Annotated in this window: 24 protein-coding genes; 10 read left to right on the plus strand and 14 right to left on the minus strand. The window is 69.8% G+C overall.

Features of this window, described 5'->3' with window-relative positions; genetic code table 11:
- Positions 1 to 93 precede the first annotated feature (93 nt).
- Together AB0I15_RS25540 and AB0I15_RS25545 are read left to right on the plus strand one after the other, a co-directional pair.
- On the plus strand, positions 94 to 345 hold the full coding sequence (locus AB0I15_RS25540) for a hypothetical protein (protein WP_358100242.1): 252 nt from the start codon (positions 94 to 96) through the stop codon (positions 343 to 345).
- Positions 346 to 825: 480 nt separating this feature from the next.
- Positions 826 to 1,470 (plus strand): hypothetical protein, encoded by a 645-nt coding sequence (locus tag AB0I15_RS25545; RefSeq protein ID WP_358100245.1) that lies wholly within the window; start codon positions 826 to 828, stop codon positions 1,468 to 1,470.
- 169 nt (positions 1,471 to 1,639) lie between these two features.
- Here AB0I15_RS25545 and AB0I15_RS25550 read toward each other — a convergent pair whose 3' ends face one another.
- Complete coding sequence (locus tag AB0I15_RS25550; RefSeq protein WP_358100248.1) at positions 1,640 to 3,130, minus strand: recombinase family protein; 1,491 nt, start codon at positions 3,128 to 3,130, stop codon at positions 1,640 to 1,642.
- A gap of 88 nt (positions 3,131 to 3,218) precedes the next feature.
- On the opposite strand from AB0I15_RS25550, the gene AB0I15_RS25555 reads away from it, so the two are divergent.
- Positions 3,219 to 3,887, plus strand: a complete 669-nt coding sequence (locus AB0I15_RS25555) for a TenA family protein (RefSeq protein WP_358100249.1) — start codon at positions 3,219 to 3,221, stop codon at positions 3,885 to 3,887.
- Between the two features lie 3 nt (positions 3,888 to 3,890).
- Here AB0I15_RS25555 and AB0I15_RS25560 read toward each other — a convergent pair whose 3' ends face one another.
- From AB0I15_RS25560 to AB0I15_RS25570, 3 genes are all read right to left on the minus strand, one after another.
- Complete coding sequence (locus AB0I15_RS25560; protein WP_358100252.1) at positions 3,891 to 6,014, minus strand: carbon starvation CstA family protein; 2,124 nt, start codon at positions 6,012 to 6,014, stop codon at positions 3,891 to 3,893.
- A 3-nt stretch (positions 6,015 to 6,017) separates the two neighbouring features.
- Positions 6,018 to 6,356, minus strand: a complete 339-nt coding sequence (locus AB0I15_RS25565) for a hypothetical protein (RefSeq protein WP_358100255.1) — start codon at positions 6,354 to 6,356, stop codon at positions 6,018 to 6,020.
- 147 nt (positions 6,357 to 6,503) lie between these two features.
- Positions 6,504 to 10,262, minus strand: a complete 3,759-nt coding sequence (locus AB0I15_RS25570) for a S8 family serine peptidase (protein WP_358100258.1) — start codon at positions 10,260 to 10,262, stop codon at positions 6,504 to 6,506.
- A gap of 178 nt (positions 10,263 to 10,440) precedes the next feature.
- Here AB0I15_RS25570 and AB0I15_RS25575 point away from each other — a divergent pair, with 178 nt between their 5' ends.
- The gene (locus AB0I15_RS25575) at positions 10,441 to 13,377 is read left to right on the plus strand and encodes an AAA family ATPase (protein ID WP_358100261.1); all 2,937 of its coding nucleotides are present in this window, start codon (positions 10,441 to 10,443) and stop codon (positions 13,375 to 13,377) included.
- 110 nt (positions 13,378 to 13,487) lie between these two features.
- Here AB0I15_RS25575 and AB0I15_RS25580 read toward each other — a convergent pair whose 3' ends face one another.
- Both AB0I15_RS25580 and AB0I15_RS25585 read right to left on the minus strand, forming a co-directional pair.
- Entirely contained in the window at positions 13,488 to 14,138 is a 651-nt protein-coding gene (locus tag AB0I15_RS25580) for a response regulator transcription factor (RefSeq protein WP_358100264.1), read from the minus strand.
- On the minus strand, positions 14,135 to 15,358 hold the full coding sequence (locus AB0I15_RS25585; RefSeq protein WP_358100266.1) for a histidine kinase: 1,224 nt from the start codon (positions 15,356 to 15,358) through the stop codon (positions 14,135 to 14,137). The genes AB0I15_RS25580 and AB0I15_RS25585 overlap by 4 nt, the downstream gene beginning before the upstream one ends.
- 110 nt (positions 15,359 to 15,468) lie before the next feature.
- Here AB0I15_RS25585 and AB0I15_RS25590 point away from each other — a divergent pair, with 110 nt between their 5' ends.
- Together AB0I15_RS25590 and AB0I15_RS25595 are read left to right on the plus strand one after the other, a co-directional pair.
- Positions 15,469 to 15,783: a hypothetical protein gene (locus AB0I15_RS25590; RefSeq protein ID WP_358100269.1), complete on the plus strand. Its 315-nt coding sequence runs from the start codon at positions 15,469 to 15,471 to the stop codon at positions 15,781 to 15,783.
- Between the two features lie 95 nt (positions 15,784 to 15,878).
- Positions 15,879 to 17,897, plus strand: coding sequence for a GxGYxYP domain-containing protein (locus AB0I15_RS25595; RefSeq protein WP_358100272.1), 2,019 nt, complete (start codon positions 15,879 to 15,881; stop codon positions 17,895 to 17,897).
- On the opposite strand, the gene AB0I15_RS25600 is transcribed toward AB0I15_RS25595, so the two are convergent.
- The 3 genes from AB0I15_RS25600 to AB0I15_RS25610 all read right to left on the minus strand — a co-directional run bounded on the left by AB0I15_RS25600 (position 17,878) and on the right by AB0I15_RS25610 (position 20,005).
- Positions 17,878 to 18,636 carry an ABC transporter permease gene (locus AB0I15_RS25600; RefSeq protein WP_358100275.1) on the minus strand — a complete coding sequence of 253 codons (759 nt, stop codon included), beginning with the start codon at positions 18,634 to 18,636 and terminating at the stop codon, positions 17,878 to 17,880. The two genes, AB0I15_RS25595 and AB0I15_RS25600, sit on opposite strands and share 20 nt — an antisense overlap.
- Positions 18,633 to 19,541 (minus strand): ABC transporter ATP-binding protein, encoded by a 909-nt coding sequence (locus tag AB0I15_RS25605; RefSeq protein WP_358100278.1) that lies wholly within the window; start codon positions 19,539 to 19,541, stop codon positions 18,633 to 18,635. The genes AB0I15_RS25600 and AB0I15_RS25605 overlap by 4 nt, the downstream gene beginning before the upstream one ends.
- A gap of 119 nt (positions 19,542 to 19,660) precedes the next feature.
- A complete protein-coding gene (locus AB0I15_RS25610; RefSeq protein WP_358100281.1) occupies positions 19,661 to 20,005 on the minus strand; it encodes a hypothetical protein in 345 nt (114 codons plus the stop codon).
- A gap of 37 nt (positions 20,006 to 20,042) precedes the next feature.
- Between AB0I15_RS25610 and AB0I15_RS25615 the strand changes: the two genes are divergently transcribed.
- The gene (locus tag AB0I15_RS25615) at positions 20,043 to 21,158 is read left to right on the plus strand and encodes a DUF2332 domain-containing protein (protein ID WP_358100284.1); all 1,116 of its coding nucleotides are present in this window, start codon (positions 20,043 to 20,045) and stop codon (positions 21,156 to 21,158) included.
- A 67-nt stretch (positions 21,159 to 21,225) separates the two neighbouring features.
- Complete coding sequence (locus AB0I15_RS25620) at positions 21,226 to 21,717, plus strand: DUF2199 domain-containing protein (RefSeq protein WP_358100287.1); 492 nt, start codon at positions 21,226 to 21,228, stop codon at positions 21,715 to 21,717.
- A 328-nt stretch (positions 21,718 to 22,045) separates the two neighbouring features.
- Here AB0I15_RS25620 and AB0I15_RS25625 read toward each other — a convergent pair whose 3' ends face one another.
- Positions 22,046 to 22,393, minus strand: coding sequence for a hypothetical protein (locus AB0I15_RS25625; RefSeq protein ID WP_358100289.1), 348 nt, complete (start codon positions 22,391 to 22,393; stop codon positions 22,046 to 22,048).
- A gap of 2 nt (positions 22,394 to 22,395) precedes the next feature.
- Complete coding sequence (locus AB0I15_RS25630; protein WP_358100292.1) at positions 22,396 to 22,563, minus strand: hypothetical protein; 168 nt, start codon at positions 22,561 to 22,563, stop codon at positions 22,396 to 22,398.
- Between the two features lie 112 nt (positions 22,564 to 22,675).
- Here AB0I15_RS25630 and AB0I15_RS25635 point away from each other — a divergent pair, with 112 nt between their 5' ends.
- On the plus strand, positions 22,676 to 23,155 hold the full coding sequence (locus tag AB0I15_RS25635) for a GNAT family N-acetyltransferase (RefSeq protein ID WP_358100295.1): 480 nt from the start codon (positions 22,676 to 22,678) through the stop codon (positions 23,153 to 23,155).
- Between the two features lie 12 nt (positions 23,156 to 23,167).
- On the opposite strand, the gene AB0I15_RS25640 is transcribed toward AB0I15_RS25635, so the two are convergent.
- Entirely contained in the window at positions 23,168 to 23,665 is a 498-nt protein-coding gene (locus AB0I15_RS25640) for a methyltransferase domain-containing protein (RefSeq protein WP_358100298.1), read from the minus strand.
- Positions 23,666 to 23,832: 167 nt separating this feature from the next.
- Positions 23,833 to 24,201, minus strand: coding sequence for a hypothetical protein (locus tag AB0I15_RS25645; protein ID WP_358100301.1), 369 nt, complete (start codon positions 24,199 to 24,201; stop codon positions 23,833 to 23,835).
- A 162-nt stretch (positions 24,202 to 24,363) separates the two neighbouring features.
- Here AB0I15_RS25645 and AB0I15_RS25650 point away from each other — a divergent pair, with 162 nt between their 5' ends.
- On the plus strand, positions 24,364 to 25,146 hold the full coding sequence (locus tag AB0I15_RS25650) for a hypothetical protein (protein ID WP_358100304.1): 783 nt from the start codon (positions 24,364 to 24,366) through the stop codon (positions 25,144 to 25,146).
- Between the two features lie 74 nt (positions 25,147 to 25,220).
- On the opposite strand, the gene AB0I15_RS25655 is transcribed toward AB0I15_RS25650, so the two are convergent.
- The gene (locus tag AB0I15_RS25655) at positions 25,221 to 26,489 is read right to left on the minus strand and encodes a DUF4041 domain-containing protein (protein ID WP_358100307.1); all 1,269 of its coding nucleotides are present in this window, start codon (positions 26,487 to 26,489) and stop codon (positions 25,221 to 25,223) included.
- Between the last annotated feature and the right edge of the window lie 303 nt (positions 26,490 to 26,792).

Raw genomic sequence — 26,792 nt, forward strand, 5'->3', positions numbered from 1 at the left:
CCCCGCTAGCAGCTCAAAACGCGCCCTGACCAGGCCGGTAGCAGGTAGCAGCCTGACTGCCGGCAACCCCGAAAACCCGCTCAGGAGGTGGTCTTGACCCTAGACACGTTCGCCGCGACCGCAGCAATCGCCATCCCCGCCCTACTCACCCTCCGTTACATCTACCTCTGCCACGCCCACCCGTTCCGCGAACACACCCGATGCCGGGGCACCGGCCGTATCCCCTACCTGTTCGGCCGTGGCTGGCGCTTCTGCCCCCGCTGCAACGGCACCGGCCTACGCCTGCGGATCGGCCGCCGCATCTGGAACCACGCCCGACGCCTCCACCGCGACGGCACCCAGTAACCCCCCAATCCGCACAACTTGGGGAAGGAAGGTGATGCCCCGACGAGGAACCGTGATCCGTCCAAGCGTGAGAACACCCCCAGCGAAGATCAATGCTGGGAGGAGTTCTGGGAAGTAGCCGCCTATGTGCTGGCCAACATCGAACGCCGCCGCCGTGCTGGAGATGGTGACGTCAATCGTCAACAGCGTTGAGTAACATCATCAAATGTCGGAGCTCTGAATGATCATTTCATTCAGAGCTCCGACATTTAGGCAACCGCCAGGACATTATTCTGCCCAGTTGCGAGAGCAACCTCCGACGTTTGAGCGATTCTCCCATTTGAGCGGCACTCTTCCGGGACACACCGGTACATTGTCTGCCCTTGGACTAGATCCCGCTCTAACCATCACGCCGGGGCAATTGCCTTTAAATCGACACGGGTGGACTAATCGTCACCAGAAGACGCAACAGAAAAGGATTCAAGGAAGGTGAGGCTAGACATGGACGCATGGAGCAAAGTGGCCAAAGTCTTGATCTTTATCGGTGGCTTCGCGCTGCTCTTTGACGCCATAGGGCCAGATCGTCTGACGAAAATAAGTGATCGCATCCGCAAACGCACTCTCCGCTACTCCGTGGCGCTTGCGCGTCAAATTGTCAGCACCGGATGGCAAACTACCAAGGGACTCGTAGTCTATCTTATTTACGCAAACAGAGACCCTCGCGGCAAAGATCCTGACCTGCCAGTGAATTGGCCAAAACCGCCATCGCCTTTTCATAGTCAACGATGGCGAAAAGTTCTGTACTACTACTGCCAGTTCGTGTACATCGTCGTCGGTCCATCCATATTGGGACTAGCATTATCCTTCAGAGGAGAAGGTGCATGGCACTGGATTGGAGCATACGCCATGGCATCTACATTGGGCCCCGAAGTTGCCATTTTATTTATCTTCATCGCGATAGCTGGGTGGGTTTTGATTCGCGATTGCGTTTTGATTGTGACTGGCTCAATTCTATCTTTTGCTGCTCGCTCCATAGGACTTGCCAGAGGGCGACACCACCGCAGCAAATTCCGCCCCGGAAACCCCTTTCGCTGGGGCGCAGTAGCGGCCTTTGTAACCGGATCAGCCCTCGACTTTTTCACATAAAGGCTTGGCATATAGCGCCGGAGCGCTCGGAAGATGCCTTCTTGACCCTAGACGCGTTCGAACGCCGCGACAATGACAGCGAGGAAATACGAGTGAACTGAAGGAAAAGGAACCCGACTGCACTAGGCAGTCGGGTTATCCCTTGTTACAGTTCCGGGGATCTCGATGATCAAGCCACGCGAACCCGCTCACCGCCCCATCTGGGCTGGACAAAAACAGTGCAGCGCTTCGGCTTACCTGAGCCACGTTCGATCTCGATCCTTTCAATCAGCTTGGACAGCAGCTCACGCGTTTCATGCGGAGTCGCCGCATCCCAAAGGTCTGCGAGCGTAGTGAAGATTTGCCGGTAGTCGGTGCCGACCTCTCGTGCCGCCGCTTTGGCCTCACGCAAGGCGCTGTCCGCCGATTCTAGTTCGGCGTCGATCTCAGCCTTCTTCTCCTTGTAGTCCTCCTCGTCGGCTCCCCCGTCCGTGTAGATGTCGAGGAGTCGCTTGCGCTTGTTCTTGAGGCGGGTTACCTCACGCTGGCACGCCTCAACATCCAAAGTCGCCTCTTGAGCGATTAGGACACGTCGTGCGTCGGCTTCGACGCTCTCTCCGCCCTGCGCGTTCTTCATCACCCAGGCCCGAACAGCGTTCTGAAGGCGGTTGTAACCGATGCTCGCCCCTACACACGCGCCACTCTCCTGCATACGTCGGCAGCGCCAGGTCCCCCCGCTGCCGCCCTTAGTAGCTGACATGCGCGTCAGACATTGAGAACAGAACACCAACCCTGAGAGTGAATGAACCGCGACCCGAAGCCGTGGGGCGGTGTGCTCATTGGCAAGTCGCTTGTCTCGGTATCCTTCCCACAGCTCCGTTGAGATGATCGCCTCGTGGGCACCCTTTCGCCAAATGTCGTATTGGCTGATGCGCTTCCCGGTGCTCTCCGCTTCTGGAGCCTCTGAGCGCTCACGGATGAGACCAGCGGCGAATCCGTTGTCGAGCATTCGCCCCAGAGAGACCCCGGTGTGGGGGTTACCGCGCGTCGTTCGGTATCCGCTGCTATTGAGGTCCAAGGCCAGTTGCCGCATGGGCTCACCGGCAACGAAGCGCTCATAGAGAGACTTGAGCAAGGCTGCATCTCTCTCGTCAACCTGATACCCGTGATCCTTGCTGTAGGTGTAACCGAACCGGGGATTGCTGGTGTGCGGCAGGCCCATCCGCCGCCTACGCGCGTGCGCTTCCTTCCAACTCTCAGCGATCTGGTTGGACTGAAGTTCGGCGATCGCCAGCATCTGATCACGGCTGAACTTGCCCACGCTGGTCGTGGTGTCGAAGTCCTCTGTAACCGCGATGACCTGGCCGCCCGCCTGCTCTACCTCTGCCAGATAGAGCCGTGATTGCAGGAGGTTGCGCCCCCATCGTGACCACTTCCACAGCAGGACCGTGTTCCAGCGACCTTCCTTGATCCCTTTGACGATGTAGTCCACTGAACGGCGGGCGAAGTCACGCCCGCTCAGGTCGATGTCCTCCACCCGCTCCACGATGCGGATCCCGTGTCGCGCGGCGTAAGTGTCCTGCTCATGGGCCTGAAGCTCTGGGCTGATCATCTCTTCGCGCTTGGTGGAGACGCGGGTGTAGCCGATGGCAACGACAGTGGCATTGTTTTGTGGAGGCATCTTCCGGGCCTTCGTTAGAGTGGCTTTTAGTGACGTTAACACCCGTCGAACCTGATCTAGTTCGCACTAGCGAAGGGACGTCATATCGATGTTCTGCGATGACATGTGGCTGCGCACGGCCGAACTGATGGGCGCCGTCCACGAGCACCCCTTCCTCACCGCCCTCGGTGACGGCACCCTCGACCGCGACCGCTTCGCCTTCTACATCGTCCAGGACGCCCGCTACCTGGAAGCGTTCTCCAAGGCGCTGGCCACCGCCTCGGCGCGGGCCACCGACCCGGGCGACGCCGCGTTCTACGCCCAGAGCGCCCACACCGCGCTGGTCGCCGAGCGCCTGCTGCACGCCGGGTACATCGAGGAGCTCGGCCCCGCCGCCGTCGCCACGTCGCCGACCTGCCTGGCGTACGCGTCGTACCTACAGGCCACGGCGCTGTCCGCGCCCTACCCGGTGCTCGCGGCGGCGGTGCTGCCATGCTTCTGGATCTACCAGGACGTCGGCGCCGCACTGCTGAAGCGCGTCGGCGACCTGGCCGGGCACCCGTACGAGAAGTGGATCTCCACCTACTCCGACCCGGACTTCGCGGCCGCCTCCGAGCAGGCCAGGGCCATCACCGACCGGCTCGCCGAGACGGCCGACGCCGCCACCCGGAAGGCCATGGAGGTGGCCTACTGCCGGGCGGCGGCGTACGAGTGGATGTTCTGGGACAGCGCCTGGCGGCGCGAGACCTGGCCGACGGAGCGGTGGCTCGCGCCCTGACGGTCAGCCGCCCGACCCGGCCTTGGCCATCATCTCCTTCTCCTCACGGGTGGCGATCAGCCCGGCGGGCGCGAGGATCTTGGACTCCTCGAACGGCGCCTCCGTGCTCGGCAGCGGCTCCCGCGACCTGATCGCCTTCACCCACACGCGCGCGGCGTCGAGGATGACCACGATGATCAGGATCGCGAACAGCGCCGCCAGGATGCCGTCCACGGTGGAGTTGATGACGATCTGCCGCATCGCGTCCGTCGTCTTGGCGGGCGCGAGGAGCTGCCCCTGGTCGAGGGCGGTCTGGTAGCGGTCGCGTTGGGCGAAGAAGCCGAGCGTGGGGTCGGGCGAGAACACCTTCTGGTAGCTCGCGGTCAGCGTGACCGCCGCGTCCCAGGCCAGCGGCACGCCCGTCACCCAGGCCCACTTCAGCCGCCCGCTCTTGATCAGCAGTGTCGTGGCCACGGTGAGCGCGACGGCCGCCAGGAGCTGGTTGGCGATGCCGAACAGCGGGAAGAGCTGGTTGATGCCGCCGAGCGGGTCGTTGACGCCCTGATAGAGGAAATAGCCCCAGGCCGCCACGACCACGGCGCTGGCCGCGACCAGCCCCGGCCACCAGCTCACCCGGCCGATCGGCTTCCACAGGTTGCCCAGCGTGTCCTGGAGCATGAACCGCCCCACCCGCGTCCCCGCGTCGACCGTGGTGAGGATGAACAGCGCCTCGAACATGATCGCGAAGTGGTACCAGAACGCCTGCAGCCCCGCGCCTCCGAGGAACCCGGAGAAGATCTGCGAGATGCCCACCGCCAGCGTGGGCGCGCCGCCCGTCCTGGCGATCAGCGTCTCCTCCTGTACGGCCGCCGCCGCGGCCTGCAACTGTTCGGGCGTGATGACGAAGCCCATGTTGGTGACCGCCGCCGCGGCGGTCTCCACCGTGGCCCCGACGACGCCCGCGGGGGAGTTCATCGCGAAGTAGAGCCCGGGGGTCAGCACGCAGGCCGCGGTGATGGCCATGACGGCCACGAACGACTCCATGAGCATGGAGCCGTACCCGATCATGCGGACCTGGGTCTCCTTCTGGATCATCTTGGGCGTCGTGCCGGACGAGATCAGCGAGTGGAACCCCGACAGCGCGCCGCAGGCGATGATGATGAACACGAACGGGAACAGCGACCCCGCGAACACCGGCCCCTTGCCGCTGAAGGCGAAGTCGGTGAAGGCCGTGGTCTGCAGCGGCGGCATGGTGATGGCGATGCCGACCGCGATCAGCACGATGGTGCCGATCTTCATGAACGTGGACAGGTAGTCGCGCGGCGCGAGCAGCATCCACACGGGCAGCACGGCGGCGACGAACCCGTACGCGATCAGCCACAGCGCCAGCGCCGACGGGCTCAGCGTGAAGAACGGCGCCCAGCTCGACTCCTGCACCCAGCCGCCGGCCACGATCGACAGGAGCAGCAGGGCGACCCCGATCACGGTGGTCTCGACGACCCGGCCCGGCCGGATGACCCGCAGGTAGAAGCCCATGAACAGGGCGATCGGGATGGTCATCGCGATGGAGAAGACACCCCACGGCGACTGCGCCAGGGCGTTGACCACGACCAGCGCCAGCACGGCGAGCAGGATGATCATGATGGCGAAGACCGCGATGAGCGCCGCCGCCCCGCCGAACGGCCCGATCTCCTCGCGGGCCATCTGCCCGAGGCTCCTGCCGTTGCGCCGCATGGAGAAGAACAGGATCACCATGTCCTGCACGGCCCCGGCGAAGATCACACCGGCGACGATCCAGATGGTGCCGGGCAGGTAACCCATCTGCGCGGCCAGCACGGGCCCGACCAGCGGCCCCGCCCCGGCGATGGCGGCGAAGTGGTGACCGAACAGGATGCGCCGGTCGGTCGGCTGGTAGTCGATGCCGTTGTCGAGCCGCTCGGCCGGGGTGGCTCTGCGGTCGTCGGCGCGCAGGACCTTGCGGACGATGAAGCGGGCATAGAACCGGTAGGCGATGGCGTACGAACCGAGCGCGGCGCACAAGAGCCACACGGCGTTGACGTTCTCGCCTCTGGAGAGGGCGAGGACCCCCCAGCCGACGGCGCCGACGATGGCGACCGCCGCCCAGATGAGAATGGAACGCAGCTTCACCGGTTACCTCCCATATTGCGGGCCATACAAGGGGCGCCCCAGGCAGCAGCGCAGTCCGGCGTCCGGTGGCAGATCGGTGGTGAAGCGCCGCCAGCGCCACAGCGGACGGCAGTCGATCGTGACGGGCAGCTCGGTGAGATGCACCCAGGCAGTGGGGTGGGCGTACACCAGGTCGGTCCCGAGCCGTCGCGCGCGCCGGGGCAACCGGGAGCGCGGCAGCGGCCTGACCGAGAACTCCCCCGCGTCCGCGCAGCAGAGGCCCGTCACGTGCCAGTCGAAGAAGACCACTTCTTCGTGGCGTAAGGCTTCACGCGCCGCGGGAGTAAGCGTGATACGGGACATCTGTGGCTCCTGAATAACAGGCAGCTCAGAATTTAACGTCGGCTTTACCCGCTGTAGTGGCTTTTGAAACGCGACAGGCCCCCGTCCACAGGGGACGGGGGCCTGCCTTCACGGCCACCTCTTCACAGGGGCCAGCCCTTCAGGGGGCTACTGCTTCCAGGGCTGGAAATACGCCACCGTGGCGAAGTCGACCTCCAGCGCGTCGGGCAGGGCGCCGCCCGTGGCGCTCGCCCCGGTCACGAAGATCCGGACCCCGGCCTCGGCGGTCGCGTCCACGGCGAGCGCGTGCGCGTTGTCCCCGGCGCCGGCGGCGCCGTCGTAGCGGCCGGTCCAGATCGGCCCGCCGGTCGCGGCGTCGTACGCGATCGTCACGTAGTCCGTGCCCGACGCGTCGTCCGCGCTCTGGCCGGCGATGACGACCTTGGTGCCGTCGGGCGTCGCCCTGACGCTCCAGGCGTAGTCCTCGCCCTTGGCCTTGCCGTCGTGGCGCTGCACCCACGAGCGCCTGCCCGTGGCGGGGTCGAAGGCGATCGTCGTGAAGTCCGAGCCGGTGCCCTCGCCCACGGTGTTGCCGGTGACGTAGAGCCGGCCGCCGGCCAGCGTCATGTCGTGCGGGGTGTCGCTCTCGTGTCCCGGGCCGTCGTAGCGGTCGGCCCAGAGCTCCTTTCCGGTGGTGGCGTCGTAGGCGATCGTCGTCACGTCGGTCTGCGTGTCCGGGTGCACGCTGCTGCCGGTGACGTAGACCGTCTTGTCGTCGGCCGTCATGCTCGAGGGGATGTCGATGCCGTTGTCCGGGCCGTTGTGGCGGGCGGTCCAGAGCTGCTCGCCGGTGGCGGCGTCGTAGGCCACGGTGCCCCAGTCGGCCAGCCCCGTGCCCTCCTCGCCCTGGCTCTGACCGCTGACGAAGAGCCTGGACCCGTCCGGGGTCACCTTGATCACCCGGCCGTCGTCGGTGCTGGAGGTGCCCTCACCGGGCCCGTCGAAGTACGCGAGCCAGGTCCGCCTGCCGGTGCCGGCCTCGTACGCGACCGTGAAGTAGTCCTCCATGCCGCCCTCGCCGCGGGTGGCCATGCCGGTGACGTACACGCTCTTGCCGTCGGGGCCGACCTCGAGCCCGTTGCCGAACTCCGTGCCCTGGCCCTCGCCGGTGTGCCGGGCCGCCCAGAGCTCGGCACCGGTGGCGGTGTCGTACGCGAGCGTCACGGCGTCGTTGCCGGTGTCGGTCCCGGCGCTGACGCCGACGACGTACACCTTGCTCCCGTCGGGGCTGACGCCGATGGCGTGCGGCTCGTCGAAGTTGCCCGCCGGGCCCGTGTAGGTCTTGCTCCACAGCTCGGCGCCGGTCGCCGCGTCGTAGGCGACGGTGGCGATGCGCGGGCTGAGCAGGCCGGGCGTGCTGCCGTAGCTGGCGCCGGTCACGTAGACGCGCTTGCCGGCCGGGTCGGTGGCGATGAACTCGGCGGTGTCGTCACCGCCCGCGATCCCGTACGTGGCCGCCCACTTCTCGGGCGTCGGCCGCACCAGCACCGGCACGCGTACGGCGTGGGTGCCGTCCTTCCAGGTGAGCTGCCCGCCCGTGTAGACGTTCATCGCCGCCGTGGTCCGCGTGAACGTGACCGTGAACGACTTCGTCTCGCCCGGCTTGAGCGTCAGGCTGTTCGGCGACACCTGGGCGGTGATCCCCGCCAGACCGGTCGTGGACGCGGTGTAGCTGGCGGTCGTGGAGCCCACGTTGGTGACCTTGCGGGTCACCGTCTGCGTGCCGGGCAGCCGGCCGACCGCGATCGACGGGACGTTCAGGTCGCTGGCGTCGAACGAGTAGCGCTGCCTCTTCAGCAGGTCACAGGTCTCGGGCTGGACGCCGCCGGTGCTGCCGCACAGGAACGCCAGCCAGTCCTTGATCCCGCTGTCGTAGACCAGGCCGGGCTGGGCGGCGCTGTTCGGGGTGACGTGGCCCGCGCCCTGCCCGAAGATCACCGACGGGTCGGTGGACGGCCCGTCCTTGACGTCGGAGCCGCTGGTCATCAGCGCCGACTTGATCGCCATCGGCGACCAGTCGGGGTGCAGGTCCTTCAGCAGCGCGGCGAGCCCGGCGACGTGCGGGGCCGCCATCGAGGTGCCGCTGGAGACGTTGAACTCCAGCCCGTTCGCGCCCGGAGGGGCGAAGGCCGCCAGGATGTCCTGGCCGGGGGCGGTCACGTCCGGCTTGAGCAGGTCGCCGCCGCCGGCGCTCAGCGGTCCCCGGGAGGAGAACGCGGCCACGTACGGGGCCGGGGCGTCGGTGGTGATCTTCGTCTGCTCGACCGTCGCGGTCGCCCCGGACGTGGCGGCGTAGTCCTTGACGGCCTGCCTGTCCTTGACCGGCAGGTGGACGGTGGGCAGGGCGTGCAGGTCGGAGTTGAGGGAGTTCTCGTCGGTGTTGACCAGGATCACGCCCACGCCGCCGGCCTCGGCGACCGCGACGCTCTTGTTGACGCGCGGTGTCACGCCGCGGTCGCAGACCACGATCTTGCCCTTGACCTTGGCCGGGTCGAGCACGGCCTTGCCCTCGTTGTCCCTGGCGGCCCAGCACTGCGCCGCGAGCGTCGCGTCCGCGCCGGGCAGCGCCGCCGTGGCGGCGTCGATGAGCGGCGCGGGGCCCGCCTTGGTGGCGGCCAGCGAGGCGCCGCTGTACGTGGCGCCGTTGCCGAGCGTCGCCGCGCCCTGCGTGCCCCGGTTGTGCGTGCCGGCCGCGACCGTCGTCACCCAGGGGGACGGGTGTGCCACGGTGGCCGCGGCCGGCCCGCTGTTGCCGCCGGCGGCGGCGACGAACACGCCCGCCTCCGCGGCGGCCAGGAACGCCACCTCGGCCGGGTCGAGGAAGTCGGTGCTCGTGCCCGAGACCGAGTAGTTGATGACGTCCACGCCGTCGGCCACCGCCTGGTCGATGGCGGCGACCAGGTCGGAGTAGTAGCCGTTCGCGGTGGAGGCGTCCTGCGTGGACCACAGCGCCTTGTACGCCGCGACCCTGGCGCGCGGCGCGATGCCGCTGATCTTGCCGAACCCGGCGGCGGGGCCGGTCGTCACCACGTCGTGGTTGCCCGCCGCCGTCGAGGCGGTGTGCGTGCCGTGCCCGTTGTAGTCACGCGGCGACCGGAACTCCCACGGGAGTTGCTCCTTGATGCCCGCGTCGCCGCCCCAGCCGGTGTTGAAGTGCTTCGCTCCGACGATCTTGCGGTTGCACAGGGCGGCTTCCCAGGACTTGTCCGGGCTGCTCTGCGTGCAGGTGCCGGTGTAGTCCACGGCCGTCCCATACGCCTTCCCGGCGACGTCGGGGTTGGCGAAGCTCTGGCTGTCGGCCCAGATGCCGCTGTCGATCACGCCGATGACCAGGTCCTCGCCCGCGCCCTGGCCCCGCGGGCCACCGGTGGGGCCGCCGAGCCGGGCCCAGAGGCCGCCCGGCGCGTCCAGGCCGAGGAAGGCCGGTGTCGAGGAGGTCGCGACCGAGACCTTCCTGTCCTCGGTCACCGCCACGACGTCGGGTAACGCCCGCATCTCGGCCGCCTGGGCCTTGGTCATCCGGGCGGCGAAACCGCCGTAGGAGTAGACGTACTCGTAGAGCTTCTTGCCGCCGGTCTTCTTGAGCGCGGCGTCGTGCCGGCCCTTCAGGTGGTCGACGTACCTGGTCACCTCGGCCGAGCGAGGCTCGATCTTCTCGCCCCGGTCGGGCTTGGTCTTCGGCAGACCGGCCACGTCCCCCTCGTACGTCGCGACGGGGTCAGGGGCCATCTGCACGATGTAGGTCTTCTGTTCCGCCGCGGCGGCTGAGGCCGTACCCGGCCAGGCGAGCCCTGCCAGCGTCAGCCCGGTCACCGCGGCCGTCGTCGCCAGCCGTCTGGGGAATCCCGGAGATTTGGACAGATCCATCGTCGCCCCTCCATGCGTCACCGCGGATCACGCGGACGATCGCCGAGGCTATTGAGGGACGGCCGGGGACGGCATCCGTACCGTATACGGATTTTTGGTCATTACTTAACGGCAGTTGACGATCCGGTAGCCTGTTTGCGCTGATATACCGCTATAAGCGCAGGTTGGGGGTGACCGCATGCCCCGCGTCGCCCCCTCGGGCTCGCTCTCCGACGTGCTCATCGGCCGGCGGGCTGAGCTGGCGCTCCTGCGTACGGTCATCGCCGCCCCGCCCTCCCTCGCGCTGATCGAAGGCGAGGCCGGGATCGGCAAGAGCCGCCTGGTCGCGGAGCTGTTCGCGGCGCCCGGCCTGGCCGGGACGCGCCGGCTCGTGGGCCAGTGCGAGCAACTCCAGGAGCCCCTGCCGCTGTCGCCGCTGCTCGACGCCTTCCGCCTGGCCGGGGCGGAGCTGGCCGGGCGGAAGGCGTCCAACCCGGTGATCGGGGCGCTGGCGCCGCTGCTGCCCGAGATCGCCGAGCACCTGCCGCCGCCCCTGTCCCCGCTGCCCGACCAGCGGGCCGAGCGGCACCGGGTGTTCCGCGCGGCCGTGGCCCTGCTCGACCACCTCAGCCCGCTGGTGCTCGTGCTGGAGGACGTGCACTGGGCCGACGGCGGCACCCACGACTTCCTCGCCTTCCTGGCCGCGCACCAGCCCCGCGAGCTGAGCGTGATCCTCACCGTCCGCACCGAGGCGGGGCTGCTGCCGATCCGCGAGGCCTTCGCCCGCGCGCCGTCGGGTCCCGCCCGCACGGTCGGCCTGACTCCGCTGAGCCTGTCCGAGGTGGAGGAGCTCGCGCGCTCCATCCTCAAGGCCGACCTCCCCCGCACGTTCGCCGCGCCCCTCTACGAGAAGACCGGCGGCATCCCGTTCGTCGTGGAGGAGGTGCTGCGCACGCTGCTGGAACGACTGCCCGCGAACGAGATCCCCGGCCGCCCCGACGCGCTGGCCGGGCTGGCCGTGCCGACCGTGCTGCGCGACGTGGTGCTGCAGCGCCTGTCCTCGCTCGACGACCCGGCGCAGGAGATCGTCGGGGCCGCCGCGGTCATCGGCATGACCCCCGACGACCGGGTGCTCGCCGAGGTCACCGACCGCACCCCGCCGGAGGTCGCCAAGGCCCTGGCCAAGGCGCAGGCGGTCGGGCTGCTGCACGAGGAGGACGGCCGCAGCCGCTTCCGCCACGCGCTGGCCCGGCAGATCGTGTACGAGTCCGTGGCCGCCCCCGGCCGGCGCTGGCTGCACCTGCGCACCGCCCGCGCCCTGGAGTCGGGCGACGGGCCCCGGCCGGTGGCCCGGCTCGCCCACCACTTCCGGCACGCGGGACGTACCGCGGACTTCGTGGGCAACGCGGAGGCCGCCGCCGACACCGCGCTCGCCCACGGCAACGACGCCACGGCGGCGCGCTTCCTGTTGCAGGCGCTGGAGGTCGGCGAGCTCTCCGGCGAGGTACGCGTGCGGCTGGCCGTCAAGCTCGGCCGGGTCGCGGTGGACGGGCTGGCGCACGCGCAGGGCGTACCGATACTCGAGCGGCTGCTGGCCACCGAACCGTTGCCCACCCACCTGCGCGGCGAACTGCGCCTCGCCCTCGGCCGCATGTTGCGCCAGCACGGCGAGGCGCGGGCCGGCTACCTGCAGATCGAGCGCGCGATCGACGACCTCGGCGACCAGCCCGAGCTCCTGGGCCGCGCGCTCTCCGTGCTGGCCGCGCCGGAGACCGTCGTGGACCGGCACATCAGCGAGCACGCCGCCCGCTGCGACCAGGCGGAGGCGGCCTCGCGCCGCAGCGGCGACCGCGACACCGCCATCGCGGTACGCATCGCCCGCGCCTCCCTCCTGCTCGAACAGGGCGACCCGGTGGCCTGGCGGCTGATCGACGACCTCCTGCGCGACGACCATCTGCGCGCCACGCCACGGGAGCACGCCCGCGCCTGCCTCAACTGGGCCCAGGGCGCCCTGCACGTCGGCCGCCTCGAACGCGCCGAGGCCCTGCTCACCGAGGGGCGCCAGGTGGCCGGGCAGGCGGAGTACCTGCGGGTGGCGGAGGTCGTCGAGCTGGTGGCGGCGGCCGTCGACCACGCGGCCGGGCGGTGGGACGGGCTGGAGCGCCGCGTGCGGCGGCTGGGCGGGGAGGCGGTCACGTTCGCGGCGGCGTCCCTGGACTCGCGGCTGCTGCGCGGGGCGCTGCTGGCCGCGACGGGCCCCGCCGAGGAGGCCACCGCGTGCCTCACCGAGGTGATCGCGGTCGCCGAGCGGGTCGGGGCCGTCCGGCCGCTGATCCCGGCCAGGACGGCGATGTCCCGGCTGCTGCTGACTCTGGACGACGCGGCGGGCGCGGCCGGGCACGCCACCGAGGCGCTCGCCCTGGTCCGGGCCAAGGGGAACTGGGTGTGGGGGGCGGAGAGCGTGCTGTGCCTGGTGGACGCGCTCGACGCCCTGGGCACGCCCGAGGCGGCCGACGGGCCGGTGGAGGAGCTGGAGGCCGGGATCGACGGGTCCGACGCGCCGCTCGCGCAGGCCGCGCTGCTGACGGCGCGGGCCGTGCGGGCGCGGGCGGAGGCGCCGGATCGGGCCGACGGGCTGCTGGACCGGGCGCGGGCCCTCCTGTCGGAGGCCGGGCTGCGTTATGAGGAGGCGCTGGCCTGCGAACGCCTGGGCCGATGGCGCTGTGAACGCGTCCGGGTAGAGGGCCGGGCGCCCGCCACGTCGTCCTCCCGGGCGCCCTCCCGAGCGTCCTCCCGGGCGGACGGTGGGACGGACGGCAGGACGGACGGTGGAGGGCTGCTGGAGGACGCGTTGCGGGCTTACGGGGCGATGGGGGCCGATCGCGACATCGCACGCATCTCCCGGGTCATGCGGCAGAACGGGGTGCCGATCCCGTACCCGTGGCGGGGCGGCCGGCCGTCGCACGGGCAGACGTTGTCGTCACGGGAGCGCGAGGTGGCGCGGCTGGCGGCGACGGGGAAGACGAACCAGGAGATCGCGGACGAGCTGTTCCTGTCCAGGCGGACGGTCGAGAGCCACGTCGCCAGCGCCCTGCGCAAACTCGGTCTCCCCTCACGCAAGGACCTACCGGAGTAGGGCGAGCAGACGCTCTGGCCCGATCGGGGCGCTCGGCCGAACGGACGGTGCCGAGGGTTCTCTTACCGGTGGCGCCGGGCCGACGAGCGCCGTACGTCATCCCGCCGATCTCACGTGATCAAGCGGTGCTCCCACGCCCACGCGACGACCTCGACCCGGTTGCGCATGCCCAGCTTGGCCTGGACGGCGGACACGTGGCCCTTGACCGTGCTCAGGGAGATGTACAGCTCGTCGGCGATCTGCCGGTTGGTGAGCCCTCTGGCGACCGCCTGGACGATCTCGGTCTCCCTCCCGGACAACAGGCTCGCCGGTCCGCCGCCGGAGGCGGGGGCGTGCTCGGTGAAGTGCCGCAGCAGGCGGAGCGTGACCGACGGCGAGATCAGGACGTCGCCCGCGTGGGCGGCCCTGACCGCCTCCACGAGCAGGTCGGGGCCGGCGTCCTTCAGCACGAAACCGGCCGCGCCGCCACGGAGGGCGCCGTAGACGTACTCGTCGAGGTCGAACGTGGTGACCACGATCACCCGGAGCGGGTCGAAGGCTTCGGGGCCGGCCAGGGCGTGGGTGACCTCGATGCCGTCGAGCCGGGGCATCTGAACGTCCACGAGGCACACGTCGGGGCGGAGCCTGCGGGCCAGCTCGACCGCCTCGGCCCCGTCCCCGGCCTCGGCGACCACCCGGATGTCGGGCTGGTCCTCGAGGATGAGACGCAGGCAGTCACGGATCATCGCCTGGTCGTCGGCCAGCAGGACCGAGATGCTCACCGGCGCCGCCCCGAGCCGAGCGGCCGGGCGGCACGCTCGGTGACGGGCAAAGTGGCGAGGACCTTCCAGCCGGTCGTGTGGCGTGGGCCCGCCGTGAGCGTGCCGCCGAGGGCTTCGACCCGCTCGCGCATGCCGACCAGGCCGTACCCGCCGCCCAGGCGTGCCCCCGCCGGCGCGTCCTTGCGCGGCCGCGCCCTGGCCGGCGGGGCGTCGTCCGCGACCTCGACCGTGAGCACGCTCCCGCCCCGTGCGACGCTGACGGTGACCGAGCGGGCGTGCGGGGCGTGGCGCGACACGTTGGTCAGCGCCTCCTGGACGACGCGGTAGACGGTGCCGGCGATCTCGGGCGGCCACCTCTGCTCCCCGGCGGGCAGCCGCAGTCGTACCGGAGGGCCGTTGAAGCGGTCGATCAGCTCGCCGAGCCGGTCAGGGCCGAACTCGCCGAAGGCCGCGCCCCCGGATTCGCGCAGCAGGCCGACGACGCGCCGCGTCGCCGCCAGCGCCTCCGAGCCGGCCGTCTCGATGCCCGTGAGGGAGCCCTCCACCCGCTCCGGATGCCTGCGGGCGACGAGCCTGGTCGCCTGGGCCTGGAGCACGACGCAGGTGACGTGGTGGGCGACGACGTCGTGCAGTTCCCTGGCCAGGGCGAGGCGTTCCTGGCGGCGTACGCGCTCGGTGGTGGCATGGTGGCGGGCCCTGAGCAGGCGTGGCGTCAGGCCGCCCGCGACGGCGGCGAGCCAGCCGGCGCCGTTCAGCGCCACCACGGAGAGGTGGGAGGAGGGGGAGGTGAGGGCGGCGGCCAGGCTGCCGCCGAGCACCGCGAGCCCGCCCAGCACCACGGCGACGGCCTGCCGTTCGGGCAGCGCGGCGACCGCGGAACCGATCAGCACGGCCAGGCCCAGCGCGAGGCCGGGCCCGGGTTCGGCGGGCAGCTCGGCCAGCCGGGCGATCGGGATGGCGACCGCCGCGACGACCAGGCCCGCGACCGCGGCCCCCAGCCGGTGCCGGCGACGGCCGAGCGCGATCACGCACACCACCACCCCGGCGACGCAGCCGAACCGCCAGTACGCCGCACCCCACGTGCCCGCGACCCGGGAGGCCCAGGACGCGATCACCACCGCGAACACGACCCCCAGCCCCGCATCACGGAGCCAGCCGACCCTCAGCCCGCCGACGACGACGCGGCGCACACTCTCCGCAAAGGCCCGTCGCTCCAGCATGCGCCACACACTAGAAGCCGGGCCCCTGGCGTCATACCGGCCGAAAGTACGGTCCGTCTCCCGCTTTCGGCCGAACCGCCGCCCCACCCGCCTTTCCTAAGCTGGGGAGCATGGCAGATCTCGAAGAACGACAGGACGTCCGCGTCGAGCTGACGATGATCATGTCGATCACCGATGTCAAGGCCCTCACGGACGCGGCCATCGAGGTGATCGAGCGGGAGGGCGTCTGGCACGTCGGCCCCGACGCGACCCCCGCGCAACGGCAGGAGGAGATCGGCAGGATCAAGGCCGACCCCGCCCAGGCGGTGAGCAACCTGCTCGCCTTCCTGAACCTCGACGATCTCATCGCCAAGGCCGTGCCCGGTCTGGAGGCCGACCGCTCCAGCGTCGCGGCCAGGATCGGCAACTCGGGCGACTTCGACTGATTCAGGCGTATTTACACGGTTTCACGGGGTTGTTACGTTCACTGTTGACAACGTTGTCAGTCCTGGTCCCTCCCCCCGAGGAGCAGTGAACGCTGATGGTGTCCCGACGTAGTTTCCTGTGGGCGAACGGCCTGGCCCTCGCGGCCGGCGGCCTCGGAATCACGCTGTCCGACCCGGCCGCCGCCGCGACCCGCCCCGCCGCCCCCCTCCTCCCCGGCTTCGGCCGCCCCACCCGCCTGGACTTCGCCGACATCGCCGCCCTCCACGGAAACGACCAACTGCTCCTGACCACCCTCCAAGGCGTCGTCAACCGCACACGACCGCGCCTGTACTTCAACTACAACGCCGAGAACTACGACGTGACCTGGCTGTCCAGCACCGGCGCCACCGTCACCCGCCACGACCGCCCCCTCGACCTGGTCGCCCGCTACCGCGGCGAGGTACGCGGCGCGATCCTGCACGACCCCGCCGTCCCCGACTCGGTGAACATCGCCACCACCCTCGCCGGCCTGGAGAACGCCGTCGCCGCCACCGCCGACCAGGCCGCCGAGTACCGCCTCAGGACCATCACCGACCTCCGTGGCCGCTTCGACCCGGACGACGCCCTGGCCATGTACCGCTGGCAGCTCGACACCCTCTTCCCCCGCTGCACCCACGCCCTGCTCAGCGGCCTGCCCCCGACCAGGACGGTACGGGTGGACGGCGTCCAGTGGCGCGAGATCGCCAGGGAGACCGAGCGCGTCAGGGACTCCTCCAACCGTGAGGTGCGCACGTTCGACCTCAGCCCGGAGCTGTCCGGCCAGGACGGCGTCTACCTGCGCTTCCAGGACTCCCTCGGCGACGACGGCTGGGGCGCCTCGGTCGGCTCGGTCAAGGTGCTGGCCGACGGCGCGCAGGTCGCCGCGTTCACGCCGGGCACGGAGGCCGAGGCCCCGTACCTGTTCGACGGCCTCAACTCGGCCATCGGCGGGGACGCCAACCGTTTCTCCGACGGCGGCGGCTACTTCATCTACCGCTTCACCGCGCCCGCCGGCACCCGCCAGTTGCTCGTCGAGGTGGACCTGTGGAACCAGTTCCTGGTCACGTCCACCACCACCGCGCCGACGCGGGTGGAGCCGTTCCCGTATTTCCGTGACTACACGGTCGCGACGCGCGCCATGGTCTTCTGGCTGCCGCCCACCGGGCAGACCGGGCAGCTACTGGACGAGATCCTGGGCAAGGTGAAGCCCACCACGCCGTACGCGGGCTGGTTCGCCAACGACGTGGCCGGGGAGTGGGGCGGCGTGGACCGGGCCTCGCAGCACGCGGTCGAGGTCGTGCCCGCCGACTACTACATGAACGCCACCGTGCACGCGGGCGTCCAGGCCAAGGTCTCCGACCGGGTGCCCCCGAGGCCGCCGGCCACCCTGCGCAACCGGGTCTACCTCACGCTCACGGTGGGCGAGGGCGACAACATCCAGTACTGCCAGCGCCGGATGCGTCAGATCTGGGACGACCCCGCCCGCGGCCGCGTGCCGACGAACTGGACGGTCAGCCCGCTGCTGGCCGAGATCGGCCCGGCGCTGCTGGCGTACTACCAGCGCACGGCCACGGCCAACGACCTGCTGATCGCGGGGCCCTCCGGCGCCGGTTACACCTATCCGGGCTCCTGGCCGCGCGCGGCCCTGGACGCCTACACCGAGCTGACCGGGCGGTTCCTGCGCCGCACCGGAATGGACCTGGTCTACGCCTACAACCAGCGCACGCCGGAGGGCGACGGCTGGGTGCCCTTCGACGAGCGGATCGTGGCGTCGTACCGGAAGAACACGCCGCTGCGCGGCATCGTCCAGTCGTGGGAGAGCGGGGACCTGCTGGCGCGTCCCGGCGGCATCCCCGTGATCGGGAACTTCTCGCCGCAGGGCCGGGCGCAGGAGTATCGAGACACGCTGCTGAAGCGCGTCGAGGGCTGGGACGGCCGCGCGCCGCTGTTCATCGCCGGCGCGGTCAACGCCTGGAACTGGGCGCCGAGCGACATCGCCGAACTCGGCGGCCTGCTCGGCGACCCCTTCGAGATCGTCCGCGGTGACACCTTCTTCGCGCTGCTCGACGAGCATCTCAGGCGTCCCGCGAGCTGAACAGCGCGAACGCCACGGCGAGCAGCACGGCGGTGCAGGCCGCCATCACGCAGAGCCCCGGCCACGGGCCGAGCCGGTCGGGGTTCTGCACGGTGGTGGCGACCTGCAGCCCGGCCGCGATCGGCCAGTACGTCATCAGCGCCTCCCCCGCCGCCTCCGGCAGCAGCCTGGGCATGATGATCGGGATGATGAAGTCGACCGCCACCAGCACGGTCACGGCGGTCATCGTGCTCCGCAGCAGGCAGCCGAGCGCCACGCCGACCAGCCCCACCAGCCCCCAGACCAGCCCCATGCCGACGACCGCCCGCAGAACCCCCGGCTGGCCGAGCGACGCCGCGGGCGCCCCGGCGGCGGCGATGACCGCCTGCCCGAACAGGAACGACACGAAGCTCGCGACCTCTCCGGCGACGAGGGCGACGCTCCCGAACAGGCCCACCTTGGCGGCCAGCAGCCGGCCCCGGCGCGGGACCGCGGTGAGACTCGTACGGATCATGCCGGTGGCGTACTCGGACCCGGCCACCACCACGCCCAGCGCGCCCACCGCGATCTGGGCGAACAGGAACCCCGCGTACATGCTGACGTTCGCCGCGTCGAACGCCCCCGAGCCCTGGTAACCCTCGGCCGCGCGGTAGGCGGCGAGCGTGCCGGGACCCACCATCAGGCCCATCGCGAGCAGCAGGTTCAGCAGGTTCGACGGGATCGTCCGGAACTTGGTCCATTCGGCGTGGAGCGCGGTCATGCCGCCACCGCCTCGAACTCGACGCTCTCCCTGGTCAGTTCCATGTACGCCTCCTCCAACGAGAGCCGCTGCGGCGTCAGCTCCGACAGCACGACCCCGGCCTCCATCGCCACCCGGCCGATCTCCCGGGCCTCCAATCCCGTGACGACGAGGGCGCCGTCCGGGTCGTCCGTCACGCCGCCACCCGCGCCGGCCAGCCGCCCGGCCAGCAGGTCCCGGTCGTCGGCCCGGACCAGCACGCCGGAGGTGTCCCTGACGAACTCCCGCATGCCGACGTCCGCTATCAACCGCCCCCGGCCGATGATGACGAGATGATCGGCGGTCAGCGCCATCTCGCTCATCAGATGGCTGGAGACCAGCACCGTACAGCCCTGCGCGGCCAGCCCCCGCATCAGCTCGCGGATCCACTTGACCCCCTCGGGGTCCAGCCCGTTCACCGGCTCGTCGAACAGCAGCACCTCCGGATCCCCGAGCAGCGCCGCCGCGATGCCCAGCCGCTGGCTCATGCCCAGAGAGAAGGTGCGGGCCCGCCCGCGCGCCACCGACTCCAGCCCGACCAGGCGGAGCACCTCGTCGACCCGGCTCTCGGGGATCGCGCCGGCGTGGGCCAGCCAGAGCAGATGGTCGCGCGCCGTACGGCTGCCGTGCACGGCGCGGGCGTCCAGGAGGGCCCCCACCTGGCGCATCGGATCGGGTGCGTCCCCGTACCGGTGTCCGCCGATGGTCACGGTGCCCGCGGAGGGGCGGTCGAGGCCGAGGATCATGCGCATCGTGGTGGACTTGCCGGCCCCGTTCGGACCGAGGAAGCCGGTGACCCGGCCGGGCTCGATGGTGAGCGTCAGCCCGTCCACGGCGGTCCTGGTGCCGTACCGCTTGGTCAGGCCCTTGAGCTCGATCGCTGTCATGTCTCGAGGATCACGGGCCGCGGCGGGACGCGGCATCCACCGATCGGTTGATGCCCGCCCCGGGGGCCGCCGCCTCAAGCCGCGCAGCCTCAGTCCGCGCCGCCTCAAGCCGCGCAGCCTCAGTCCGCCAGGTAGTCGTAGCGGGGCGGGGCCGGGCCGACGAAGACCTGCCCGTCGCGCACCTGCCACTCGGCCTGGCCGTCCGTCTCGTGGCCGGCGAGGAACAACCCGCGTACCCGGTCGCCGTCCTCGTCGGTGGCGGGCAGGGCGGCGATCCGCCGGACCTGGTCGAGCACGCCCTCCAGCGCGCTCGCCCGTACCGCCCGGGCGTAGGAGACGGCCTCCAGCCAGCCGCCGTCCGGGAAGGTCCAGCCCTCCGCGTCGCCGTCCTTGATGATGCGCTCCGCCTGCGGCCGCTGGCCGTGGAACTCCAGCCAGCCCCGTACGTACACCCAGGTCCCCATGAGGACATGATTGCGGGTGGACGGGCAGGAGGGTGTCATGCCACCGGAGGGAACGTCGATCGCGGAGCAGTACCGCCGCTTCGCGTCCGTGGAGGCGCGCGGCGCGTCGCCGCTCTACCAGCGGCTCGCCCTCGGGGTGGCCGGCGACGACGAGCTGCTCGGCCTGCTGGCCGGCCTCCCACCGGCCAAACGCCAGCCCAACCTGCTGTTCGCGGCCGGCCGGCACGTCAACGGCACACCGGACGGTTACGACGCGTTCCGGCGGGACGTGCTCGGCAATCGGGACGCTGTCGTCGCTACGATGCTGTCCCGCTCCACCCAGACCAACGAACCGGCCCGCTGCGCCGCGCTCTATCCCCTGCTCGCCGCGCTGCCCCAGCCGCTGGCGTTGCTGGAGGTCGGCGCGTCGGCCGGGCTGTGCCTGCTGCCCGACCGGTACGGCTACGACTACGACGGCCACCTGTCCGGCGCCCTGAACAGCCCATTACGGCTGCACTGCCACGTAACCGGCGCCCCGGGGCGCCGTGTGGGCGTCGACCCGAAGCGCCCTGTGGATGGCGACCCGGAGCGCCCAGTGAACGGCGGCCCAGGGAGCTATGTGGACAGCGACCCGGGGAGCCGTGAGGGCGGCGACCCGGAGAGCCGTGAGGGCGGCGGCCCGCGACTCCCCGGGCCTGATGCCGTCACCGTGGTCTGGCGGGCCGGCATCGACCTCAACCCGCTCGACGTCACCGACCCCGACGACGTCCACTGGCTGCGTACGCTGGTCTGGCCCGAACAGCACGACCGCCTGCACCGCCTCGACACCGCCATCGCGATCGCCCGGACGGCGCCGCCCCGCATCGTCCGGGGCGACCTGAACGCCCGCCTCGCCGAGGTCGCCGCCCAGGCCCCCTCGCACGCCACACTCGTCGTCTTCCACACGGCGGTGCTCTGGTACCTGCCGGCCGAGGACAGGGCCACGTTCGCCTGGCAGGTCGAGCGGCTCGACGGTCACTGGATCTCCCAAGAGGCCCCGGAGGTCTTCCCCGGCATCACCGCCCGCCTCCCCCGGCGACCGTCGCCGGACACCGCCCTGTACGTCCTCGCCCTGGACGGCCGGCCCCTCGCCGTCACCGCGATGCACGGCGGCCGGCAGGAGTGGCTCGCATGAGAATTCACCGACCGCCTCGCGGAGTTGCTCACGGAATGCCCGGCCGTTTCATGAAAGGCTCTCGGCCATGACGGACAACGATTCGCCGGCCGTGTGCGAATGCGGTTCCCCTCTGGACCACCTCGACCGTCAAATACGGTTCCACCTGCCCGACCCCGTACTCGACCTGGCCCCCGCCGACCTCGAATCCCGCCGGTGGGGCAATGACGTCATGATGGCCGTCAAGGAATTAGGGGCATTCGTCAGATGCCTCCTGCCGGTCAAACTCTCCCACGGCTACTCGGCCACCTTCGCGCTCTGGCTCGCGGTGCAACCCGCCGATCTGCAGGCCGCGTACGAGGTGTGGACGGCCCCCGAGTACATCGACCTCGAACTGTCCGGCTACCTCGCCAACGGCATCGAACCGTGGGGCACGGAGCTGCTGGCCGCACCGGCGCGGGCGGTCGTACGGGATCCGGAGAACTTACCGTACGTCGTCGAAAGCTCCCACGAACTGCTGAGCCGGGTCATCGCGCACGAATGGCCCCATGACGAGATCCTGAACCCGATCAAGCTCTGACCTCGCCGTTCACCCGGCGGCATGCGCGATGCGCGCGTGCGCCTCCCGCAGCGCGACCGCATACGGCGTCTCCCGTCTGACGGGCCCTGCCGAACAACTCCTCGAGCCGCCGCCCGATCAACTCGACGTCGGCCATCGCGTCCCCGGGCCCGCCGCCCGTCGATATCGACCCCGACACCATAAACGGCGCCCCCGACGTTGACGATGAAGTCGGGCGCCCACACGATGCCCCTCTCCTGCAGGGCCCGCGCCACCCCCTCGTCGGCCAGTTGGTTGTTGGCCGGCCCGACCACGGCCGCGCAGCGCAACCGCCGCACCACCTCCCGCGTCAGCCCGCCGCCCGGCCAGGTCGTCGGTACCGAAGACGTGCCCGGCGGTCGCCCGGATGGCCGCGTACACCCCGACGGCCGTCGGCTGCCGCCCTCCCGTGCGGGCAGGTAAAGGCCCAGGACGTACGCTCGCGGACGCTCAGCATGTCCTCGGCCGTGGTGCCGACGTCCTCGCCCACCCAGGTAGTCACCGCCGAACCGCTCCACCGCGTCACCAGGTCCCGCATCGCCTCGCTCCGACGCGCGGCCTCCACCGCCACCGCCGACTCGGACAGCACGATGACAGACTTGCCGCCGCCGAGCGCGAGCCCCGCCGAGGCGCACGTCAACGTCAACGTCAACGTCAACGTCAACGCCTCGGCCGGCCGCAGGGGTCGTCCAGCCCATCACGCCAGTCGGGATAGGCCCACATCCGGCAGCCGCCGACCGCGACACCGAGCGCCGTGGAATGCACGGCGGCGATGATCGGCAAGCCGGAACGCGGCCCTTTCTCGATGAGTACTCGTTCGGCGTCCATGGCGATTCTCCAAAGGTCACGACGCCAGTGACCTCCCACTCGAACACGCGGCCCCCGCGAAGACCAATCCTCTCGCCGATGACGCCGCTCCCCCGCCCCCTATCGTTCTCGCATGACGAATGGCCTCCGCCTTGCGCCCATCACCCCCGCCAACATCGAAACGGCCCTGGCCGTGAAAGTCCGCCCCGACCAAGAACGCTTCGTGTCACCGGTGGTGAAATCGCTGGCCGAAGCCTACGTACACCAGGATTCGGCGTGGCCCCGCCTCATTATCGACGGCGACCGTGCCGTGGGCTTCCTGATGGCCTTTCTCGAGATCGACTGGAACGGCAAGGGCGTCGATTTCCGTTCCGGCCTGTGGCGCCTCAACGTGACACCCGACGCGCAGGGCCGCGGCGTCGGCCGCTTCGCCGTCGAGTCCGTGGCCGCCGAGGTCAGGCGGCGTGGGGAGAGGCGAATGTACGTCACGTGGGAGCCGGGCGAGGACGGCCCCGAGGGCTTCTACCGCAGGCTCGGATTCGAGCTCACGGGCGAGCTGAGCGAGGGCCAGACGGTCGGCGTACTGGATCTGACGCCCGCTACTGGACCTTGACCAGGGACTTGATCAGGGACGCCGAAGCCGCGCGGCGAGGAAACTCGGAGCCTGGCTGAGCCGGTCGTAGCTTGCCTCGTCGACGTCCCGCAGGTCGTCGACGGGGCGCGGCTCGATCAGCCGCTCCAGCACGAACCCCGCGCCCAGCACATCTCTGACGTGCTGGAAGACGAGCGCGCAGATCACCCCGTCGAACGACGCGTCGGCGGCGAAGCGCAGGGGCGATTCCAGATCATGCAGATGCAGCTCGGCGCGCCCGTTCACCCGGTCCCGCGCATGCCCCAGCAACGTCGCGCTCCCGTCCACCCCGACCACCTCGGCACCGCGCGCCAGCAATTCGGCCGCGTAATGCCCCGCCCCGCAGCCGACATCCAGGATCCTGTCCCCGGCGACGTCCCCGGCGAGCCGGAGCATGGCGGGTCTGTCGATGTAGGCGTTGTAGGGGCTGGTGCCGGCATGCTGGGCGAAGAAGTCGCCGAACTCGTCGTGGTACGCGGTCGCTTTGTGCATCGGGACATCATGACGTACCGGTGGCCTTGCGCATCGGGACGTCACCACGTACCGGAAGGGCCGGAGCGATGCGCCAAGCCATCACCCAAGCCCTTTCACTCCGGAATCGCCCACCGCAGCACGGCCCCGATTTCACGCTCCCCGTCCCGCGCGAGAGGTGACTCAGCTCATCCGGCTGAGTTCGTCTCGAAACCGCAATTCGGCGCGGTGCCGGGCCTGAACTGAACGAGCCGCGCATCGCGGAATTCGGCCGGTACGTTTCCGCGCCCGACGCACAGCACCTTGCTGGCGCCCGCGCGGCTGATCAGGACGGCCTGGCAGCCGGGGGCCGGCTGGTTGTCGAACGCGTCGAGCTGGAACAGGTTCGACTGGTATTGCCTTGGCGGCTGACAGGAATCGTAGGTGACCGTGGCGCTGGCGGTTCCGCTGATCAATGTCAGCCGTCCGGTGGCGGCGTGCGCCGTGCCCGCCGCACCGACCACGGCCATACAGGCCAGTGCCGAGCCGGCGACGAATGCCTTCATCAGAAGTTTCATGGCACGAGTTTCGTCATGGAAAAGGCGAGTCTCCAGGGCTATTACCGGACATTGACCGGACACATCCAGCGCCGCCGATAACCACACACGCAATACCACTGATCACCTATTGAGGCCGAGGCGAAACACGTCCCCATGTCCGGCCGCCCTAACATGATCGCCATGGCATCCTGGACAAGCCGCTACAGGTCAGGCGAGCACATTGCCGTGTGGAACGACCTGCGCGCCTTCGGAGCGACCGGAGTACCCGACCACCTACGGGACGATGCCGAGGAGGTGGCCCGCGAGACCATGCACCGAGTCTCCGCCAACCTCGACCTCCTGGTGGACCACCTCTCCTCCGCGAAATACGCCTTCGCCCACCCCGCCGAAATCCGGCACCCCCCATCAGCAGACGATCTCGAAGCCCTCGCCAAATCCGAAACCGTCACCGGCCCTCTCCCCTTGGCCGTGCGGACCTGTCTGGAAATCGCGGGTTCGGTCGACCTGTGCGGCGACGGCGACCCCTTGCTACCGCACGTCCGCTACCACACACCCCCGCTCCCCTCCGGCGACCTTTACCCAGACCCGCTGGTCCTCCACCCAGGCCAAATGCTCTGGAACCAACTCAACTCCAGCGTGGGAGACCTCAGCCTCGGATGCGCCTGCACGGACCCGGAAGAAGACGAGCAGTGCGGTTTCCATGCGAGGGGATTCGCCTTCAGCATCGCACCCGACGAGGCGGCCAAGGCCAATTTCAGCGGCGGAAGCCATGACATCCATCTGCCCACAGCAAACCCCGATCCCCAACTCACGGGGGTGGCGGTGACGGCGTCCATCTCGTTCGTCGAATACCTGCGACTGTCATTCTCTTGGGGAGGATTCCCCGGCTACAGCGTCCGCCCGGCACACGTTCCAGCGCCACCCTTTCTCGAGCAACTCGCGAACCGACTACTGAAATTCTGACCGGAAAACGCATTACTCCGCGCATATCGAGGATTCGCCCCCGTCCCCGGGCCAGGTAAAGGGAGCCGAGCCCGCTAAACGGTCTCAGTCGCCCCGACCGACTGTCGCCACTCCAGGGCTTCGGCCGTGTCGCGGTATTCCAGGAGGTGCTGACCGGCGATCTTCCGCAACAGGTCGCGCACCTCGGCCGGGGTGGCGCGGAAGAACTCTCGTCGCAGGTTCACCTTGTTGAGCCGGCGATCGTTCAGCTCCGCGTGCAGCCGCGACTCCAGCCCCACCGCGTCCTCACTGAAGATCAGCGCGTGCGTGTCGAACCTGAACGGCACCGACGCGTCACCCAGTTCCCGGACACGGTCCTCCGGCTCCAGCCGCCGTGTCATACCGATCTTCACGACGTTCTCCCCGAACGCTCCGATGTTGGAGATGACGTACACGTACCCGGCCCTGATGTTCGCTTCGCGGGCCTCGACGTCGGCGACCGCGACACCGATCTCCTCCAGCTTGGCCTTCAACTCCGCCACGCTCTCCGCGGACGCGGCGCCGTTCTTGACGAGCTTGGCCAGCGCCGACCGGTAGTGCGCCTCCTCCTTGCGCAGGCGGGCCTTCTCACGCTCGAACTCCCGGCGCGCGGCCTCCTCTTCCCGCTGCTGCTCGCGCTGCGCGCGGACGAGTTCCTTCTCCTCCTCCTGCTTGGCCAGGTGGTCGGCGGTCAGCTCCAGTTCCTGGATCCGCGTCCGGTGATAGTCGGGATGGACGTGAATGTTCATCGTCCGTCCCAGCTTGACGATCGTCTCCACCACCTTCTCCAGCCGATCGATCGCCGACTGCAGCTTGTACGGGCGCATCGTACGTACGCAGTTGTCCGCCTCAGCGTTGTACGCGCGCAACATGAGCTTGGAGAAGTCGCGCACCATTTTGCGCCCCTCGGCCGCCGACCCGTTCACCTGCCAGTTGGTGGCACCGACCACGGCTCGTCCCTCTCTGGCCATCTCCTTGGTGCGCGCCTTCACCCGCGCGAGCCGGTCCTTGTAGGCCACCGCGTCGCTCAGCGGGTGCCGATACTCGTAGACGCCCACCTCCTGGAGCAGAACGGTCTCCTCGGTCTGTACGATCCGCTGTTCGGTCTCGCGCAGGCGGCGGCCGGCCTCATCGATGGCGATTCGCAGTCCCGCGTGCTCCACGTGGAGGGCCTCGGTCATGGCCGAAATCCGCATGGCGTCCATTCCGCCCAGCCGCTCCACCCATTGCCGCAACTGAACGTTCTCCTCTTCCAGCCGCTTCTTGCCGCCGAAGAGCCCGCCGCCTTTCCGTTCGAGCGGCTGCGGCGCACTTGGAACCGGCACCTCCTCCAGCACCCAGAACTCCCAACCGTTAGGAGCCGGCGGCCACGACGGATCCGGTTGCCACCCCTGCGGAGGCTTCCACCCGCGGGGCGGCACCGGCCAGCCGGGCGGAGAGTTGAACCGATGCTCAGGCATGAGCCCTCCTCACGTGCAGGCGACAGCCGTACACAGGAGAAATAGCCGTAAGCACCGAAAGAGTTACAGTCAGCGAGCAATGGTCTTCCCGGCACAGCGCCTTCGCCACCATCGACTCAGAGGCCGACTGCCAATGGCGCAGGTCAGAGCATGCCCTGCGGAGGATCG

The sequence above is a fragment of the Nonomuraea sp. NPDC050643 genome (genome assembly GCF_040654715.1).
Lineage (GTDB): Bacteria > Actinomycetota > Actinomycetes > Streptosporangiales > Streptosporangiaceae > Nonomuraea.

Coding starts and splice junctions, on each gene's coding strand:
- AB0I15_RS25545 (WP_358100245.1), top strand. CDS start 826: ATGGACGCATGGAGCAAAGTGGCCAAAGTCTTGATCTTTATCGGTGGC.
- AB0I15_RS25550 (WP_358100248.1), bottom strand. CDS start 3,130: ATGCCTCCACAAAACAATGCCACTGTCGTTGCCATCGGCTACACCCGC.
- AB0I15_RS25555 (WP_358100249.1), top strand. CDS start 3,219: ATGTTCTGCGATGACATGTGGCTGCGCACGGCCGAACTGATGGGCGCC.
- AB0I15_RS25565 (WP_358100255.1), bottom strand. CDS start 6,356: ATGTCCCGTATCACGCTTACTCCCGCGGCGCGTGAAGCCTTACGCCAC.
- AB0I15_RS25570 (WP_358100258.1), bottom strand. CDS start 10,262: ATGGATCTGTCCAAATCTCCGGGATTCCCCAGACGGCTGGCGACGACG.
- AB0I15_RS25575 (WP_358100261.1), top strand. CDS start 10,441: ATGCCCCGCGTCGCCCCCTCGGGCTCGCTCTCCGACGTGCTCATCGGC.
- AB0I15_RS25585 (WP_358100266.1), bottom strand. CDS start 15,358: ATGCTGGAGCGACGGGCCTTTGCGGAGAGTGTGCGCCGCGTCGTCGTC.
- AB0I15_RS25590 (WP_358100269.1), top strand. CDS start 15,469: ATGGCAGATCTCGAAGAACGACAGGACGTCCGCGTCGAGCTGACGATG.
- AB0I15_RS25595 (WP_358100272.1), top strand. CDS start 15,879: ATGGTGTCCCGACGTAGTTTCCTGTGGGCGAACGGCCTGGCCCTCGCG.
- AB0I15_RS25600 (WP_358100275.1), bottom strand. CDS start 18,636: ATGACCGCGCTCCACGCCGAATGGACCAAGTTCCGGACGATCCCGTCG.
- AB0I15_RS25605 (WP_358100278.1), bottom strand. CDS start 19,541: ATGACAGCGATCGAGCTCAAGGGCCTGACCAAGCGGTACGGCACCAGG.
- AB0I15_RS25610 (WP_358100281.1), bottom strand. CDS start 20,005: ATGGGGACCTGGGTGTACGTACGGGGCTGGCTGGAGTTCCACGGCCAG.
- AB0I15_RS25615 (WP_358100284.1), top strand. CDS start 20,043: ATGCCACCGGAGGGAACGTCGATCGCGGAGCAGTACCGCCGCTTCGCG.
- AB0I15_RS25620 (WP_358100287.1), top strand. CDS start 21,226: ATGACGGACAACGATTCGCCGGCCGTGTGCGAATGCGGTTCCCCTCTG.
- AB0I15_RS25630 (WP_358100292.1), bottom strand. CDS start 22,563: ATGGACGCCGAACGAGTACTCATCGAGAAAGGGCCGCGTTCCGGCTTG.
- AB0I15_RS25635 (WP_358100295.1), top strand. CDS start 22,676: ATGACGAATGGCCTCCGCCTTGCGCCCATCACCCCCGCCAACATCGAA.
- AB0I15_RS25640 (WP_358100298.1), bottom strand. CDS start 23,665: ATGCACAAAGCGACCGCGTACCACGACGAGTTCGGCGACTTCTTCGCC.
- AB0I15_RS25645 (WP_358100301.1), bottom strand. CDS start 24,201: ATGAAACTTCTGATGAAGGCATTCGTCGCCGGCTCGGCACTGGCCTGT.
- AB0I15_RS25650 (WP_358100304.1), top strand. CDS start 24,364: ATGGCATCCTGGACAAGCCGCTACAGGTCAGGCGAGCACATTGCCGTG.